At 74.0% G+C, this 14244-nt stretch carries 13 protein-coding genes and 2 tRNA genes; 8 read left to right on the top strand and 7 right to left on the bottom strand.

From position 1 onward, the window contains the following. Nucleotides 1-76: 76 nt before the first annotated feature. Complete coding sequence (locus AB0C78_RS21810) at nt 77-436, top strand: metalloregulator ArsR/SmtB family transcription factor (protein ID WP_360750608.1); 360 nt, start codon at nt 77-79, stop codon at nt 434-436. Between the two features lie 6 nt (nt 437-442). Here the strand turns inward: AB0C78_RS21810 and AB0C78_RS21805 are convergent, their stop codons facing one another. Together AB0C78_RS21805 and AB0C78_RS21800 are read right to left on the bottom strand one after the other, a co-directional pair. Continuing rightward, nucleotides 443-1468 (bottom strand): hypothetical protein, encoded by a 1026-nt coding sequence (locus AB0C78_RS21805; protein WP_360750606.1) that lies wholly within the window; start codon nt 1466-1468, stop codon nt 443-445. Nucleotides 1469-1899: 431 nt separating this feature from the next. Beyond that, nucleotides 1900-1970, bottom strand: a tRNA-Gly gene (locus tag AB0C78_RS21800). Between the two features lie 145 nt (nt 1971-2115). Between AB0C78_RS21800 and AB0C78_RS21795 the strand changes: the two genes are divergently transcribed. Beyond that, nucleotides 2116-2192: transfer RNA gene (locus AB0C78_RS21795), tRNA-Pro, on the top strand. A gap of 16 nt (nt 2193-2208) precedes the next feature. On the opposite strand, the gene AB0C78_RS21790 is transcribed toward AB0C78_RS21795, so the two are convergent. Beyond that, nucleotides 2209-2841, bottom strand: coding sequence for an ABC transporter ATP-binding protein (locus tag AB0C78_RS21790; protein ID WP_360750604.1), 633 nt, complete (start codon nt 2839-2841; stop codon nt 2209-2211). A 112-nt stretch (nt 2842-2953) separates the two neighbouring features. Here AB0C78_RS21790 and AB0C78_RS21785 point away from each other — a divergent pair, with 112 nt between their 5' ends. Then, entirely contained in the window at nt 2954-3994 is a 1041-nt protein-coding gene (locus AB0C78_RS21785) for an NAD(P)-dependent alcohol dehydrogenase (RefSeq protein ID WP_360750602.1), read from the top strand. Nucleotides 3995-4054: 60 nt separating this feature from the next. Here AB0C78_RS21785 and alaS read toward each other — a convergent pair whose 3' ends face one another. Beyond that, complete coding sequence (gene alaS, locus AB0C78_RS21780) at nt 4055-6673, bottom strand: alanine--tRNA ligase (protein ID WP_360750600.1); 2619 nt, start codon at nt 6671-6673, stop codon at nt 4055-4057. A gap of 267 nt (nt 6674-6940) precedes the next feature. After that, the gene (locus AB0C78_RS21775; RefSeq protein WP_360750598.1) at nt 6941-7321 is read right to left on the bottom strand and encodes a helix-turn-helix domain-containing protein; all 381 of its coding nucleotides are present in this window, start codon (nt 7319-7321) and stop codon (nt 6941-6943) included. 121 nt (nt 7322-7442) lie between these two features. On the opposite strand from AB0C78_RS21775, the gene AB0C78_RS21770 reads away from it, so the two are divergent. From AB0C78_RS21770 to AB0C78_RS21755, 4 genes are all read left to right on the top strand, one after another. Then, nucleotides 7443-8021 carry a YceI family protein gene (locus AB0C78_RS21770; RefSeq protein ID WP_360750596.1) on the top strand — a complete coding sequence of 193 codons (579 nt, stop codon included), beginning with the start codon at nt 7443-7445 and terminating at the stop codon, nt 8019-8021. A gap of 88 nt (nt 8022-8109) precedes the next feature. Then, nucleotides 8110-10728 carry a tetratricopeptide repeat protein gene (locus AB0C78_RS21765; RefSeq protein WP_360750594.1) on the top strand — a complete coding sequence of 873 codons (2619 nt, stop codon included), beginning with the start codon at nt 8110-8112 and terminating at the stop codon, nt 10726-10728. A gap of 25 nt (nt 10729-10753) precedes the next feature. Then, nucleotides 10754-11611 (top strand): LysR family transcriptional regulator, encoded by an 858-nt coding sequence (locus AB0C78_RS21760; RefSeq protein WP_360750592.1) that lies wholly within the window; start codon nt 10754-10756, stop codon nt 11609-11611. Between the two features lie 68 nt (nt 11612-11679). Next, the gene (locus AB0C78_RS21755) at nt 11680-11964 is read left to right on the top strand and encodes a YciI family protein (RefSeq protein ID WP_360750590.1); all 285 of its coding nucleotides are present in this window, start codon (nt 11680-11682) and stop codon (nt 11962-11964) included. On the opposite strand, the gene AB0C78_RS21750 is transcribed toward AB0C78_RS21755, so the two are convergent. Both AB0C78_RS21750 and AB0C78_RS21745 read right to left on the bottom strand, forming a co-directional pair. Further along, complete coding sequence (locus AB0C78_RS21750; RefSeq protein ID WP_360750588.1) at nt 11954-12673, bottom strand: HAD family hydrolase; 720 nt, start codon at nt 12671-12673, stop codon at nt 11954-11956. The two genes, AB0C78_RS21755 and AB0C78_RS21750, sit on opposite strands and share 11 nt — an antisense overlap. Then, entirely contained in the window at nt 12670-13269 is a 600-nt protein-coding gene (locus AB0C78_RS21745) for a TetR family transcriptional regulator (protein ID WP_360750586.1), read from the bottom strand. Before AB0C78_RS21745 ends, AB0C78_RS21750 begins: the two co-directional genes overlap by 4 nt. 92 nt (nt 13270-13361) lie before the next feature. Between AB0C78_RS21745 and AB0C78_RS21740 the strand changes: the two genes are divergently transcribed. Then, on the top strand, nt 13362-14153 hold the full coding sequence (locus AB0C78_RS21740) for an SDR family oxidoreductase (RefSeq protein ID WP_360750584.1): 792 nt from the start codon (nt 13362-13364) through the stop codon (nt 14151-14153). The last annotated feature ends 91 nt before the right edge of the window (nt 14154-14244 follow it).

Genomic DNA, 14244 nt, shown 5'->3' with positions numbered 1-14244 from the left:
GGCTCCGACGAGGACCACCGTAGCAGGAACATATGAACAACAATTCATTCCTTCATGGTCGGCGTAGCATGGCGCCATGGGTCATGGAGCGCCGAAGCCGTCCGTGGACGCCGCCCCCCGCGCGCGGCTGGACCCCGCCTCCGCGGCCCGGGTCGCCACCACGCTGCAGGCGCTGGCCACCCCCTCGCGGCTGCTGATCCTGGCGCGCCTGCGCGAAGGCCCCCTGCCGGCCACCGAACTGGCCGCCGAGGTCGGCATGGAGCAGTCGGCCTGCTCCCACCAGCTCCGCCTACTGCGCAACCTCGGCCTGGTCATCGGCACCCGCCAGGGCCGTTCGGTCGTGTACGCCCTGTACGACGACCACGTCGCCGAACTCCTCGACCAGGCCCTCTACCACGTCGAGCACCTCAACCTGGGGCTCAGCGACTCGCAGTGAGACCGTTCAGGTGAGCCGTTCCCGACACGCGTTGGCCTCCGCACGCACCTCCTCGGCGAAGTCGCCGTCGTCCTCCGAGGCGTCCTCCTGATAGATGAGCCAGCACCCGCGGATGCCGCCGAGAAGGTCCTCCAGAAGGTCATGCGCAGGCCGCTCGGGGTCCAGGGGAGTGGTGCGCAGCTCCTTGAGCAGCGCGCTCCGGAAACCCGGATCATCATGGAAACGCGCGAGCGTCTCGGCTTGCGTGACGTGCTCGAGGAGTTCGTCGAGATCGGGGATCCGCCCCTCCGCCACGACCATCGCCCCCCGGATCAGACCAGTGACCGTCTCGTACGGGCTGAGGCCCAGTTCGAGCCGCTCCAGCACGAGGGTCGGGGTCTCGTGGGCGAGGGCCTCGATGCCGTCCGCCTCCTGGAGGATCTGGGTCGTCTCGTAGCCGGTCGTCTCGGACGTCACGTCGGCGGCGGCCTGGAGCCAGTGCGCCGCCGCGATGGCGGCCGCCGCGGGCTCGACCTCGGTGAACAGGCTCGCGCCGCCCAGCGGGTCCCGGTTCAAGATCCTGTCCGCGGCCTGCACCTGGACGGGCGACGCGTCGGCGCGGGTGAGCGCCAGGGCCTGCCGGGCACGCCCCGTCAGATCGCCGAGCCCCGCCTGCTCGATCGCGTCCAGCTCGGCCCGCACCTCGACCCCGACCCGCCTGCTCAGCTCCGCGTCCCCGACCTCGTGCAAGACGCGGCCGACCCGATGCGCGCACTCCTCAAGGGGGTCGTACGACACATCGAGCATGCCGTCAGAAGGCAGGTTCGGCTCGCTCAAAGCCCGCACCACGTTCGCGAAGGAGTGTTCCGCAGGACGCGTATAGGCACGCCAAGCCTGGGCGGACAACCGGGTCATGGCCTGAGCAAGATGCTGAGCCGCACCCCCGGAAACCTCCCCCGCAAGCTCAGCGAAACCGGACGCAACGCAGCCCGAACCGGTCTCCCAGACCGCCACGATCGCATGCCGACCCTCATCGAAGGCGTAAGTGGTCACGACCCCACGGTGCCACCCCCCACCCCAAAACACGCCGCAATCGCCCACCCCGCCCCCGACCAGCCAACGAACGTCACGTTGGGAAACCCCAAACGCCGCCAACTCGATCCGGGAGTAGCGCCCGACGAACCACACCCCGGCCACCTCCCAGACCGCAACCCACCCCAAGACGACAAACAAGGCCGCCACATCCCCACCCCAACAGGGTTCCACTTTGAAGCAACGCGACCTTGACGTCCCGGGCGGTGCTGATCTACCGGCGCGGGCCAAGATCGGACGCGATGATCACGGCGGCGTTCAAGGTGGCTCGGGCCAGTGACAAGGGTGACAAGGGCGCCTCGGAACGATCGGGTACGGAGGCCGTAGCGATCTTGAAAAACAACAGGGCCCAGGTGGGAGAATGGGGCTCCTACCTGGGCCTTCTCAGTGGGAGCGGGCGACGGGAATCGAACCCGCGTAGCCAGTTTGGAAGACTGGGGCTCTACCATTGAGCTACGCCCGCGAGGGGGCTGAGCCCTCGATCGTCAACCGTAGCGTACAGGGTGACGGGGAGCGAACGGGTCCGCGGTCGGAATGCCGGGTTGAGCGAGGCGGACGGGCCTGATCGGCATTAGACTTCACGGGTCGCCGGGGACGGCGGCCGGTCGCGGGCTGTAGCGCAGTTTGGTAGCGCACTGGCTTTGGGTGCCAGGGGTCGTGGGTTCGAATCCCGCCAGCCCGACCAGCAGGGCGTATCGCGGTCATGCGGCGCGGGCGCCGGTGTGCGGGTGGGGGGCTTCGTCCACCGTTCGTGTGCGGTCCGCGAGGGCGGCTTCGGCGGGGTGGCGCGTGGTCAGGAGGACGGCGGTGCCCGCGTCGGCGAGGCTGCGGAGGGTCGTCCAGATGCGGTGGATCGTTCCAGTGTCCAGGCCGGCGACCGGCTCGTCCAGGAACAGCACGTCCGAGCGGTTCACCAGGGCAAGCGTCAGGTCGAGGAGGCGGCGCTCGCCCGCGTCCAGGCGTTCGAACGGGGTCGAGGCGCGGGCGGTCAGGCCGGTCAGGCGCAGGGCGTCGGCCCTGGTCAGCGGGTCGAGGGTCCAGCGGCGCCAGGAGTCGACGATCTCGGCGACGGTGAGGCCGGGGAACAGGCCGCCCTCCCGCCAGACGCTGCCGAGGCGCAGGCCGTCGCGGTCGGCGTAGGGGTCGAGCCCCTTGACGCGGACGGTGCCGGACAGCGGGCGGCGCAGGCCCGCCGCCGTTTCGAGGAGCGCGGTCTTGCCGGCGCCGGCCCGGCCGAGCAGGGCGTGGACCTCCCCGGCGGGGACCGTGAAGGACAGGGCGGTGGACGGGCCGTCCTGGACGCGGAGCCCCGTCGCCTCGATCACTGCTCTCATGCTGCTCCTCCCAAGATCACTTGTTGATTGAACGGGGAAAGCGCCTGTGTTTGCTTCCTGAGCTGGGGATACGTTCGTGGTCTGTAAGAACTTCGGCCCGGAGGAGGCAGGCATGAAGGCGGTGCAGTATCGCGAGGTGGGCGGGGCGCCGGAGGTCGTGACGGTGCCGGATCCGGTGGTGGGGCCGGGGCAGGTTCTGCTGAAGGTGACCGCGGCGGGGGTCTGCCATTCCGATATCGCGGTGATGAGCTGGCCCGCGGAGCAGCTGGGGTTCCCGCTGCCGCTGACGCTCGGCCACGAGGGCGCCGGGGTCGTGGAGGCGCTCGGGGACGGCGTGGAGGGCGTGGCGATCGGGGAGCCGGTCGCCGTGTACGGGCCGTGGGGCTGCGGGACGTGCCTGATGTGCGCGCAGGGCAAGGAGAACTACTGCCTGCGGGCGGACGAGCTGGGGATCCGGCCGCCGGGGCTGGGCGCGCCCGGGGCGATCGCCGAATACCTCCTGGTCGACGACGCGCGCCATCTGGTGCCGCTCGGTGACCTGGACCCGGTGCGGAACGTCCCGCTGACGGACGCGGGCCTGACGCCGTACCACGCGATCAAGGGGGCGCTGCCGAAGCTGGTGCCGGGCAGCGCCGCGGTGGTGATCGGGACGGGCGGGCTCGGGCACGTGGCGATCCAGATCCTGCGGGCGCTGAGCCCGGCGCGGGTGATCGCGCTGGACGTGTCGGAGGACAAGCTGGAGCTGGCCCGGACGGTCGGCGCCCACGAGACGGTGCTGTCGGACGAGCGGGCGACGGCGCGGGTGCGGGAGCTGACCGGCGGCCTCGGCGCGCAGGCCGTGTTCGACTTCGTCGGGGCGCCGCCGACGGTCGCGACGGCGACCGGGGTCGCGGGCGTGGAGGCGGACGTGCTGATCGTCGGGATCGGCGGCGGCGTCGCGCAGCTCGGGTTCGGCGTCGTGCCGTACGACGCGTCGGTGCGGGCGCCGTACTGGGGGAGCCGCGCCGAGCTGATCGAGGTGCTGGAGCTGGCGCGGGCCGGTGTCGTGGACGTGCACGTCGAGACGTACTCGATCGACGAGGCGCCGGAGGCGTACGAGCGGCTGCACGCGGGCCGGGTCAACGGCCGCGCGGTGATCCTGCCGAACGGCTGAGCCGCGCCGCACCGGCGGGGTGCCGGCGCACCGGCGAGGGCCGCCGGTGCGCCGGGGTACTCAGAGGGTCCGCGCGTGCGCCGCCGCGACCGCGATCGCCCGGCCGAGGTTCTCGGGACGGCGGCCGCCCGCGTTCGCGAGCGCGCCCTTGCCGCCCGCGCCGCCGCCGACCTCGCGCGCCGCGTCCGTCAGCAGGTCGCGCGCCCGGACGTCCGAGCGGGGCCCGACCGCCGCGACCAGCTGCGCCTTGCCGCCGGACGCGGTGCCGAGGACGGCGAGGCCGCGCCCGTCGCCGGACGAGACGATCGCGGACGCGAGCGTGCGCAGGTCGGCGGCGGTCACATCGTCGATCTGCCGCGCGACGAGCCAGCCGGACGGCACCGGTTCGGCGCGCGCCGCGAGGCGTTCCGCGAGCCCGTCGAGTTCGGCGCGGCGGAGCGCGTCGAGTTCGCGTTGCGTTTCCGCGAGCAGGTCGAGGCGCTGCCGCAGCCGGCCGGGCGCCTGGTCGGGCGGGACGTTCAGCAGCGCCGCGAGCTCGGCCAGCAGCGCCCGCTCGTGGTCGAAGTGGCGGAGCGCGTCCGGCCCGGTGAGCGCCTCGATGCGGCGCAGGCCGGTGCCGATGGACGACTCGCCGACGATGTGCACCGGTCCCGCCTGCGACCCGTGCCCGACGTGGGTGCCGCCGCACAGCTCGCGGGACGCGTCGCCGATGTCCACGATGCGGACGTCGTCGCCGTACTTCTCGCCGAACAGCGCGAGCGCGCCCGCCGCCTCCGCGTCGGCGCGGGACGCCTCCCACACGCGCACGTCGGGGTCGTCCGCCAGGTACTCGTTGACGAGCGTCTGGACGGTGCCGATCTCCGGTACGGAGGAGAAGTGCGCGAAGTCGAACCGCAGGCGGCCTGGCTCGACGCGCGATCCGCGCTGCGCCGCGTGGTCGCCGAGGACGCGGCGGAGCATCGCGTGCAGGACGTGCGTGGCGCTGTGCGAGCGCGCTGTCGCCGCGCGCCGGTCCGCGTCCACGACCGCCTCCGCCTCGTCGCCCGGACGGACCTCGCCGTCCACGATGCGGACGGCGTGCACGTGCAGCCCGTCGATGCCCGGACGGGTGTCGACGACCTCCAGCACCGCGCCGGGGGTGCGGATCGTGCCGGTGTCGCCGACCTGGCCGCCGCCCTCCGCGTAGAACGGGCTGCGCGCGAGGACCACCTCGAGCTCGTCGCCCTCGGACGCGACCGGCGCGATGCCCGTCCCGTCGAGGAGCGCGACGACGCGCGTTCCCGCGCTGGTGGACGAGTAGCCGACGAAGTCGGTGCGGCCGTGCTCGGCGACGACCCGCCGGTACAGGTCGCGCCGCGCGACCGCGTCGCCCTTGCGGTCCCGGCCCGCCCGGTGCGCCTGCCGCCGCTGGTTCTCCAGCAGTTCCGCGAACGCGTCCTCGTCCACGGTGAGGCCCGCGGACCGCGCCGCGTCGAGGGTCAGGTCGATCGGGAAGCCGTAGGTGTCGTGCAGCTCGAACGCGGTCTGCCCGGAAAGGGTGGAATCCGCCCGGGAGATCGCGGACTCCAGCAGCCGGGTGCCCTGCCGCAGCGTCCGCTCGAACCCGTCCTCCTCCGCCGTGACGACCCGCTCGATCAGCTCGGACTGCCGCTCCAGTTCCGGCCACGTCCCGCCGAGGTTGCCGATGACGCTGCCCGTCACGGGCGCCAGAACGGGCTCGTCGATGCCGAGCCGGCGCGCGTGCCGGACCGCGCGGCGCATCAGGCGGCGCAGCACATAACCGCGCCCATCACGCGCGGGGAGCACACCGTCCGCGATAAGGAAAGCGATGGAACGCGCGTGCTCGGTGACGACGCGGAACGACATGGAATCCTCGCTGCCGTCGCGTCCCGGATAGGGGCGTCCCGCGAGTTCCTGGACGAGCCGCAGCGTCGGCGAGAGCAGATCCGTCTCGCACACGGTGTCGACGTCCTGCAGGACGGCCGCGAGCCGGTCGAGGCCGAGCCCCGTGTCGATGTTCTTCGCGGGCAGTTCTCCAAGGATCGGGTAATCGCCCTTACCGGTCCCTTCGCCGCGCAGGTTCTGCATGAACACGAGGTTCCAGAGTTCCTGGTAGCGCTCGCCGTCCACCGCCGGTCCGCCCTCGCGCCCGAACGCGGGACCGCGGTCGTAGTGCAGTTCGGACGACGGCCCGCAGGGGCCCGGGGTCCCCATCGACCAGTAGTTGTCCTCCATTCCGAGCCGCTGGATGCGCTCGGACGGGACGCCGACCCGGCGCCAGATGTCCTCCGCCTCCGAGTCGTCGAGGTAGACGGTGACCCAGATGCGTTCCGGGTCGAGACCGTAATGGCGCGTGAACAGCTCCCACGCCCAGGAGACGGCCTCCGCCTTGAAGTAGTCGCCGAACGAGAAGTTGCCGAGCATCTCGAAGAACGTCGAATGCCGGGTCGTCCGGCCGACGTTCTCGATGTCGGACGTCCGCGCGCATTTCTGCACCGACACCGCGCGGGGATGCTCGGGCGCCGCCTCGCCCAGGAAGTACGGCTTGAACTGGTTCATGCCCGCGTTCGTCAGCAGCAGCGTCGGATCCGGCGGGATCAGCGGGCTGGACGGGACGACGCGGTGGTCGCGTTCCCGGAAGAAGTCCAGGAAGGTGGAACGGATCTCAGAAGAGCGCATGGGACGGCCTCACGAGGTCGATGGGATGACGGCGCACACCGCCGAGCCGGGCCGGGCACGACTGCTCGTTCCCCAGCTCGGCGCGGCTAGCTCGCCGCCCCACCTCGTGAAAGACCATCGGACGCTTTCCCGTTCGCGGACACCTGCTGACAACGCTAACCGAGCCGACCCACCCCCCGCACACCAAATTCCCTCGCCCCGCGCCTCTCCTACGGTCGCCTCCGCAGACGGGTACACCGGCCCGCTGCGCCGCCTGTGACGGGGGGCTCAGGCGGAGGTGACGGGGGTGGGGGTGCGGGCGTCGTAGGCGGCGCGGGCGGCGTCGATCTCGGACAGGTGGGACTCGGCCCAGGAGACGAGGGTGATCGCCGCCTCCAGGAGCGTGGTGCCCATGGGGGTGAGCGCGTAGTCGACGCGGGGCGGGACCACGGGGTAGACGGTGCGGGTGACGATGCCGTCGCGCTCCAGGCCGCGCAGCGTGACGGTCAGCATGCGCTGGCTGATGCCCTCGATCTCGCGCTTGAGCTCGGTGAACCGCAGGGTCCGGTCGCCGAGCAGCGCGATCACCTGCAGCGACCACTTGTCGCCGATGCGCTCGAGGATCTCGCGGCCCCGGCAGCCGGCCACGGTGTGCTCCGGGAAGTCCATGGTTATCTCCAGGTGACCGAGGCAGAAAAAAGTGCCTTCTTGTGCCCGTGGCGCGGAGGTCCGCACCATGGAGGCGGTTCCGGAAAGGAACCGTCTTACTGTGCATAACCAAGGAGACACGATGACCGCGGAACTTGTCGAGATCCCCGACTACGTCGCGGGCACCTGGACGATCGACCCGCTCCACTCCGGCGTCGGGTTCGCGATCCGGCACCTGATGGTGAGCAAGGTGCGGGGCCGCTTCGGGACCTTCGAGGGGACGGTCGTGACCGGCGACGACCCGCTGCGCTCGGAGGTGACCGCGACGATCGACCTGGCGTCCGTCGACACCGGCAACGCGCAGCGCGACGAGCACGTCCGGTCCGCCGACTTCCTGGACGTCGAGAAGTACCCGCAGATGACGTTCCGGTCCACCGGCGTGCGCGCGGACGGCGAGGCGTTCGTGCTGGACGGCGAGCTGTCGCTGCACGGCGTCACGAAGCCGGTCTCGCTGGACCTGGTGGTCGAGGGCTTCGGGCCGGACGTGTTCCGGCAGGACGACCCGTTCAAGGGCGCCCGCGCCGGGTTCACCGCGACCGGCGAGATCAGCCGGCTGGACTTCGGCGTCGGGGACGCCGCCACCATTCCGGGCGGCAAGCTCGGGCTGAGCGACAAGGTCGAGATCGTCCTGGAGATCGAGGCGGTGCTGCGCACCGAGTAGCGCGCTGTTAACCGTCCGTTCCCCGCCGGTTCCGCCGCCGCGCGCGGCCGGCGCTCCATGATCGGAGGGGACAGGACGGAGGGCGCGGATGCCGGACGGGACGCGCCCGCGGCCGGTCCCGGGCGCCGCCGCCCCGGCGGGGCGCCGGGCGCGGCTCGCGGCGCCGTGGCTGGTCGGCGGGCTGACCGCGGTGATCACGGCGGTGACGACGTCGATCGACGCGTTCGACCTGCCCGCGCCGGTGCAGGCCGCCGTCACGGGCGGGGTCGCGGTGCTGGCGGGGGTCGCGGCGTGGGGCGCGCAGCAGCAGGAGCGGCCCGGCCCGCCGGAGGAGGCCGCGGGCGCGGTGACGCCGGCGCAGCTGCCGCCGGTGATCGCGCACTTCACCGGGCGGGACGCGTCGCTGGCCGAGCTGCGCCGCGCCGTCGCCGCCGGGTCCGGGTCGCCGGCGTCGCCGCTGGTGGTGTCGGTGCACGGGCCGGCGGGCGTGGGCAAGTCGGCGCTCGCGGCGCGGTTCGCGCACGAGATCGCCGACGGGTACCCGGACGGCGCGCTGTACTTCGACCTGCGCGGCGCGGCCGGGGCGCGGGTGGCTCCGGAGGAGGTGCTGCTCGGGTTCCTGCAGGCCCTCGGCGTGCGGCTGGCGACCGACCCGGGCGGGCTGCCGGAGCTGCAGAAGCTGTGGTGGACGTGGACGCGCGGGCGGCGGCTGCTGGTGCTGCTGGACAACGCGCACGACGCCGGGCAGGTGCGGGCGCTGCTGCCGCCGGGCGGCGGCTGCGCGGTGCTGGTGACGTCGCGGCAGCCACTAGGCCTGCTCAACGACCTCGACCGGCGGCTGACCGAGTTCACCGCCGAGCACGCGGTGGAGCTGCTCGGCCGGCTCGCCGGGCGGGACCGCGTCGCCGCGGACCTGGACGCCGCCGCCGAGATCGCCGAGCTGTGCGGGCGGCTGCCGCTGGCGATCGGGATCTGCGGCGGGCGGCTCGCGGCGCGCGAGTCGTGGACGCCGCGGGTGCTGGCCGACCGGCTGCGGGACGAGCGGCGGAGGCTGGGCGAGCTGGAGCACGGCATCGACAACGGCGTCCGGGCGAGCCTGGCGCTGAGCTACGACGACTGCAGCCCGACGCAGCGGCGGCTGCTGCGCACGCTCGGCGTCCAGGCGGCCCCGGACGTGCAGGCGTGGGCGGCGGGCGCGCTGCTCGGGGTGTCGGACCTGGAGGGCGAGGACCTGCTGGAGGCCCTTGTGGACGCACAGCTCGCCGAGTGCTCGGGGACGGACGCGACGGGCCGGATGCGGTACCGGCTGCACGACCTCGTCCGGCTGTACGCGCTGGAGCGGGCCGAGCGCGAGGACGCGAAGGACGAGCGGGACGCGGCGGTCGAGCGGCTGCTGGACGGGTACCGGGAGCGGGCGGAGCGTGTCGCGGCGAGCCGGTGGCCGCAGGACTGGCATCGGGGGTCCGGGCAGGTGCCCGACCTCGGGTTCTCGGCGGTCGACTGGTTGGCGAGCGAGCGTCCGGCGCTGCTGGCCCTGCTCGGGCAGGGTGCGGAGCGCGGGATGTGGACGCTGGTGTGGCGGCTGGGGAGGGCGGCGTGCTCGCTGTTCCATTCGCTTCGGGTGTTCTGGCCGGAGTGGAAGGCGGCGGCCGATCTGACCTGCACGGCCGCCGGGCATCTGGACGACCGTTCGCTCGGCATCGCGCTGTTGGAGCGTTCGTCGGTGCGCGGCAACCAGGGCCAGATCGAGCTGGCGCACGAGGACGCCGCCGAGGCGCTTCGCATCTTCACCGGCAATCGGGAGATGTGGTGGCGGGCGCGCGCGCTGAGGTCCACGGGCATGTGCCTGCGGGATGCGGGCAACCTCGACGAGGGGCAGCGCTACCTGACCGAGGCCATTGACGCGTTCGAGGAGGAAGGCGACGCGTGGTGGCAGGCGCGGACCCGGCGCAACCTCGCCGAGTTGCGGCTCGCTCAGCGCCGCTATGGGGAGGCCCGCGAACTGCTGGAGAGCGCCCTCGCGGTGTTCCAGCGCAATGGCAACCGCTACTCGGAGGCGCAGACGCTGCGCGCGCTCGGGGAGGTGCTGGCGTCGGAGGCGCGCGCGCTGCGGGCGTCGGGCGACGACGTTGCGGCCGAGGTGAAGTACAGCCTGGCCGCGCCCGCGCTGGAGCGCGCCGCCGAAGCGTTCCGGCTGCGCGGTGAGCAGTGGGAGGAGGCCCGCTGCCTGCGGGCCGCCGGCGAGGTCGGCGATCCCCGCAACGGGCTGCGCGAGCTGACGTTCGTGCGGACCGCGGGACGGGTGCTGGCCGACCTCGGCGACACCTGGGGCGTCGCGCGCACCCGCGTGTCGGAGGCCAACGCGCTCGCCCGGCTCGGCCGGCACGCGGAGGGCGCCGACACCGTCCGGCTGGCGGTCGCGGAGTTCGACGGGCTGGGCGACCGCTGGTGGCAGGCGCGCGGGCGCCGCACGCTCGCCGAGATCCTGCTGGACGCCGGTGACCGGGACGCGGCGCGGCGGCCCGCCCGCGAGGCCCTCGACCTGTACCGCAGCCTGGGGAACGCGGCGGGGGAGAGCCGGGCCCGCGCCGTCCTCGCCCGCACCGAGCCGGGACCGGCTCCGGCCGAGCCCGGCCGCGCCCGGACGGAGCCGGGACCCGCCCGGACGGAGCCGGGACCCGCTCGGACGGAGCCGCCGGGGGAGTAGCGGCGGCGTCCGGGAGACTGGGGCCGTGGAACTGCGGCGGCTCAGGTACTTCGTCGCGGTCGCGGAGGAGGCGAACCTCACCCGCGCCGCCGAGCGGCTCGGGCTGCGCTCGCCGTCGCTCAGCCAGCAGATCCGCGCGCTCGAACGGGAACTGGGCTCCGCGCTGTTCGACCGGACGGCCGCCGGCATGGAGCTGACCCCGGCGGGCGCCGCGCTGCTGCCGGAGGCGCGGGCGGCGCTGGCCGCCGCCGAGCGGGGCGCGCGGGCCGTGGCGGCGGCGTCGTCCGCCACCGCGACGCTCGTCGTCGGCGTGCCGCCCGGCATCCCGCCCGACCTGCCCGGACGGCTCGGCGCGGCGGCGCGCGACGCCCGCGTCCGGCCGGTGTACGAGGACGCCGCGACCGACCGGCAGCTCGCCGCGCTCCGCCGCCGCGAGCTGGACCTCGCCGTGGTGACGCTGCCCGCCGACCTCGCCGGCCTGGCGTCCGAGGTCGTGCACGACGAACCGCTCGGCGTGCTGATGGCGGACGGTCACCGGCTCGCCGCGCGGGACGCGGTCGCGTGGCGCGACCTGGCGGGCGAGCGGCTGCTGTGGTTCGACCGCGGGCTCGCGTCCGGGTACCACGACGCGGTGCTCGACGCCTGCCGCGCCGCGGGCTGGGACCCGGAGACCCGCGTCTCGACGGCGCGGCGCGCGGTCGCCCGCGCGGAACTGACGTCCGGGGAACCGATCGTCGCCTTGCGCCCGGAATGGGCGGCCGAACCGGGGCTCGTGTGGCGGCCGATCGCCGCGGACGCGCCGCGCCTGAGGTTCGCGCTCGCCTGGCGCCGTGATCCCGGTCACGCGGCCGCCGAGGCCGTCGCCCGCCGTCTGCGGCGTTAGGCGGAGCCTCACCCGCCATAGGCGGCGCCTCGTGGACGCGGCGGCGGGCCGCGGCGTTCACTGCCCGCATGTTCCTGTTGCTGCTGCACTACGACGACGGCGTCCTCGGCGAGCTGGACACGCTGATCCCCGAGCACTACGCGTACGTCGACCGGCACATGAAGGCCGGGACGTTCCTGCTCACCGCCCGCCGCGACCCGCGCGTCGGCGGGGTGATCCTCGCGGACGGCACCGACCGCGAGCGCATCGAGGAGATCACCACCGAGGACCCGTTCCTGCGCACCGGACGCGTCCGCTACGAGATCATCGCGATCGAGCCGACGCGCTCGGCGCTCGCCGGCATCACGGTGTGAGCAGTCCGGGCAGCTCGTCCAGCGAGGTGATGCGGGGCACGTCCAGGCCGTCCGGGGCGGGCCCGGCGGAGCGGTCCAGCCACACGCCCGCCAGCCCGGCGGACGCCGCGCCCCGCGCGTCCACGTCCAGCCGGTCGCCGACGTAGACGACGTCGCGGGCGGCCAGGCCGAGCCCGGCGCAGGCAACGCGGAAGATCTCCGGGTCCGGCTTGGCCGTGCCGGTCTCGCTGGAGGTCACCAGGTACGGCAGCCGGTCCGCGAGCCCGATCCGCTCGATCTTCGCGCGCTGCTGCCCGGCGTCCCCGTTGGTGATCACGCCGAGCCGCAGGCCGCGCTCCGCCAGCGCCGCCACGGGACCGGGCGCGTCGGGGAACGGGCGCCACGCGGACGCGTACCGCTCGACGTAGCCGGCGATCCACGCGTCGGCGCGCGCGTCGTCCCAGTCGCCGAGCCCCAGCTCGCGGGCCAGCGTGACGATCCGGATGCGCCGCTGCTCGGCGAACGTCAGCTCGCCCGCCAGGTACCGGTCGACGGAGGTCTCGACCAGCTCCAGCCAGCGCCGGACGAGCGGTTCCGGGGCCTCGTCCGGGAACGACGCGGCGATCGCCTCGCCCGCCGCGCCGGCATGGTCGAGCAGCGTCCCGTCCAGGTCGAACAGGACCGCCCGCGCCCCCGGCAGGGCCGCGCGGGGCTCCGGGGCGCCGGTCATGTGAAGATCCCCGCTTCGGCGAGGGCGCTCGCGGCCTCCACGACGGAGGCGCGCCGCCGCGCGAGGGCGGCATCGTCGTCGTCCTCGTCCAGGACGAGCCGGCGCAGCTGCGGGACGGCGAAGTTCCACGCGACGAGGCCGAGGATGGTGAAGATCCGGTCCTGCGTGACGCGGGTGCCCTCCGGCCCGTCCGGCGCCCGCACGACCCCGGTGCTCCGGAACTCGCGGACCCGCGCGCGGTAGTCCTCGCGGCGCTCGGGCTCGCCGTGGACCACGCCGCGGCCCTCCAGCGCCTCCCACAGCAGCAGCCGGACGAGCTCCGGGTTGTCCCGGTACCAGTCGAACAGCCGGCCGACGCCCTCGGCGAAGTCGGCGGCCCGGAGCTCGGCGCCGTGGCAGACCTCGTCGACCTTGCTCCGCACGACCTCGCCGAACAGCTTCTCCTTGCCGCCGAAGTACAGGTAGATGGCCTGCTTGTTGGCGCGGGCCTGGGACGCGATGCGCTCGATCCGGGCTCCGGCCAGCCCGTGCGCGGCGAACTCGGCCGTGGCGGCGTCGAAGATCCGCCGCCGGGTGGCCTCCGCGTCGTACGTCATGACCTGAATTAAACCATCCGGTTGACTTTGCGGCCCCCGGTGCTCCAGGGTGGTTTTAAACCAACCGGATGTTTTATTTTGAGGAGTACGCGATGACCACCACCGAGGCGCCCGTCCCGGTCCGCTCGCCGCTGCCGCAGGGACTCGCCGGGCAGACCGCCGTCGTCATCGGCGGCAGCTCCGGCATCGGCCTGGCCGCCGGCGCGATGCTGGCCTCGCTCGGCGCCCGCGTCGTGCTCACCGGGCGGGACAAGGCCCGGCTGGACGGCGCCGTCGAGCACGCCCGCGCGGCCGGCCCGGACGCCGAGGTGCTGGGCGTCGCGGGCGACGCCGCCGACGACGCCGCCCTGGAGGAGACCTTCGAGCGCGCCGGCACCGTCGACCACGTGCTGCTCACCGCCGGGAGCGTCGCCGGCCCCGCGCCGATCACCGAGGTCACCCGGGACGGGGCGCGCGAGGCGTTCGAGGGACGGCTCTGGCCCGCGCTCGCCGCCGCGCGCACCGCGGTGCCGCGGATGCGCGCGGGCGGATCGATCACCTTGACGTCCGGCAACCTGGTGATCCGGCCGCGGCCCGGCATGGCGCTGCTGTCGGCCGTCGGCGGCGTCGAGACGCTCACCCGCGCCCTCGCCGTGGAGCTGGCGCCGCGGCGGCTGCGGGCGAACACCGTCCGCTACGGGATGTTCGACACTCCGCTGGCGCGCGGCGCGATCGGCGCTGCCGCCGGCGCGGCGGGGGACGAGGCCGTCGCGAAGGCGGGGCTGCAGACCCCGCTCGGCCGCCTCGGGACCGCGGACGAGGCCGCGGCCGCCGTGCTGTTCCTCATGGCGAACCCGTACATGACGGGCGAGATCCTCACCATCGACGGCGGCCAGGACCTCTAGCCGCCCGGACCCCGCGCAGACCGGCCAGCAAGCCCCCGTAGACCGGCCTGAACCTCTCGGCGGACGGGAGCCCGCGCGGGCTGGCCTTCCG

Origin of the sequence: Actinomadura sp. NPDC048394 (assembly GCF_040651755.1) — a bacterium.
Classification (GTDB): Bacteria; Actinomycetota; Actinomycetes; order Streptosporangiales; family Streptosporangiaceae; genus Spirillospora; species Spirillospora montaniterrae.
The sequence above is the reverse complement of the archived record's forward strand: the minus strand, read 5'-3'. Positions and strand labels throughout refer to the sequence as shown.

Coding starts and splice junctions, on each gene's coding strand:
- AB0C78_RS21810 (WP_360750608.1), top strand. CDS start 77: ATGGGTCATGGAGCGCCGAAGCCGTCCGTGGACGCCGCCCCCCGCGCG.
- AB0C78_RS21790 (WP_360750604.1), bottom strand. CDS start 2,841: ATGAGAGCAGTGATCGAGGCGACGGGGCTCCGCGTCCAGGACGGCCCG.
- AB0C78_RS21785 (WP_360750602.1), top strand. CDS start 2,954: ATGAAGGCGGTGCAGTATCGCGAGGTGGGCGGGGCGCCGGAGGTCGTG.
- alaS (WP_360750600.1), bottom strand. CDS start 6,673: ATGCGCTCTTCTGAGATCCGTTCCACCTTCCTGGACTTCTTCCGGGAA.
- AB0C78_RS21775 (WP_360750598.1), bottom strand. CDS start 7,321: ATGGACTTCCCGGAGCACACCGTGGCCGGCTGCCGGGGCCGCGAGATC.
- AB0C78_RS21770 (WP_360750596.1), top strand. CDS start 7,443: ATGACCGCGGAACTTGTCGAGATCCCCGACTACGTCGCGGGCACCTGG.
- AB0C78_RS21765 (WP_360750594.1), top strand. CDS start 8,110: ATGCCGGACGGGACGCGCCCGCGGCCGGTCCCGGGCGCCGCCGCCCCG.
- AB0C78_RS21755 (WP_360750590.1), top strand. CDS start 11,680: ATGTTCCTGTTGCTGCTGCACTACGACGACGGCGTCCTCGGCGAGCTG.
- AB0C78_RS21750 (WP_360750588.1), bottom strand. CDS start 12,673: ATGACCGGCGCCCCGGAGCCCCGCGCGGCCCTGCCGGGGGCGCGGGCG.
- AB0C78_RS21745 (WP_360750586.1), bottom strand. CDS start 13,269: ATGACGTACGACGCGGAGGCCACCCGGCGGCGGATCTTCGACGCCGCC.
- AB0C78_RS21740 (WP_360750584.1), top strand. CDS start 13,362: ATGACCACCACCGAGGCGCCCGTCCCGGTCCGCTCGCCGCTGCCGCAG.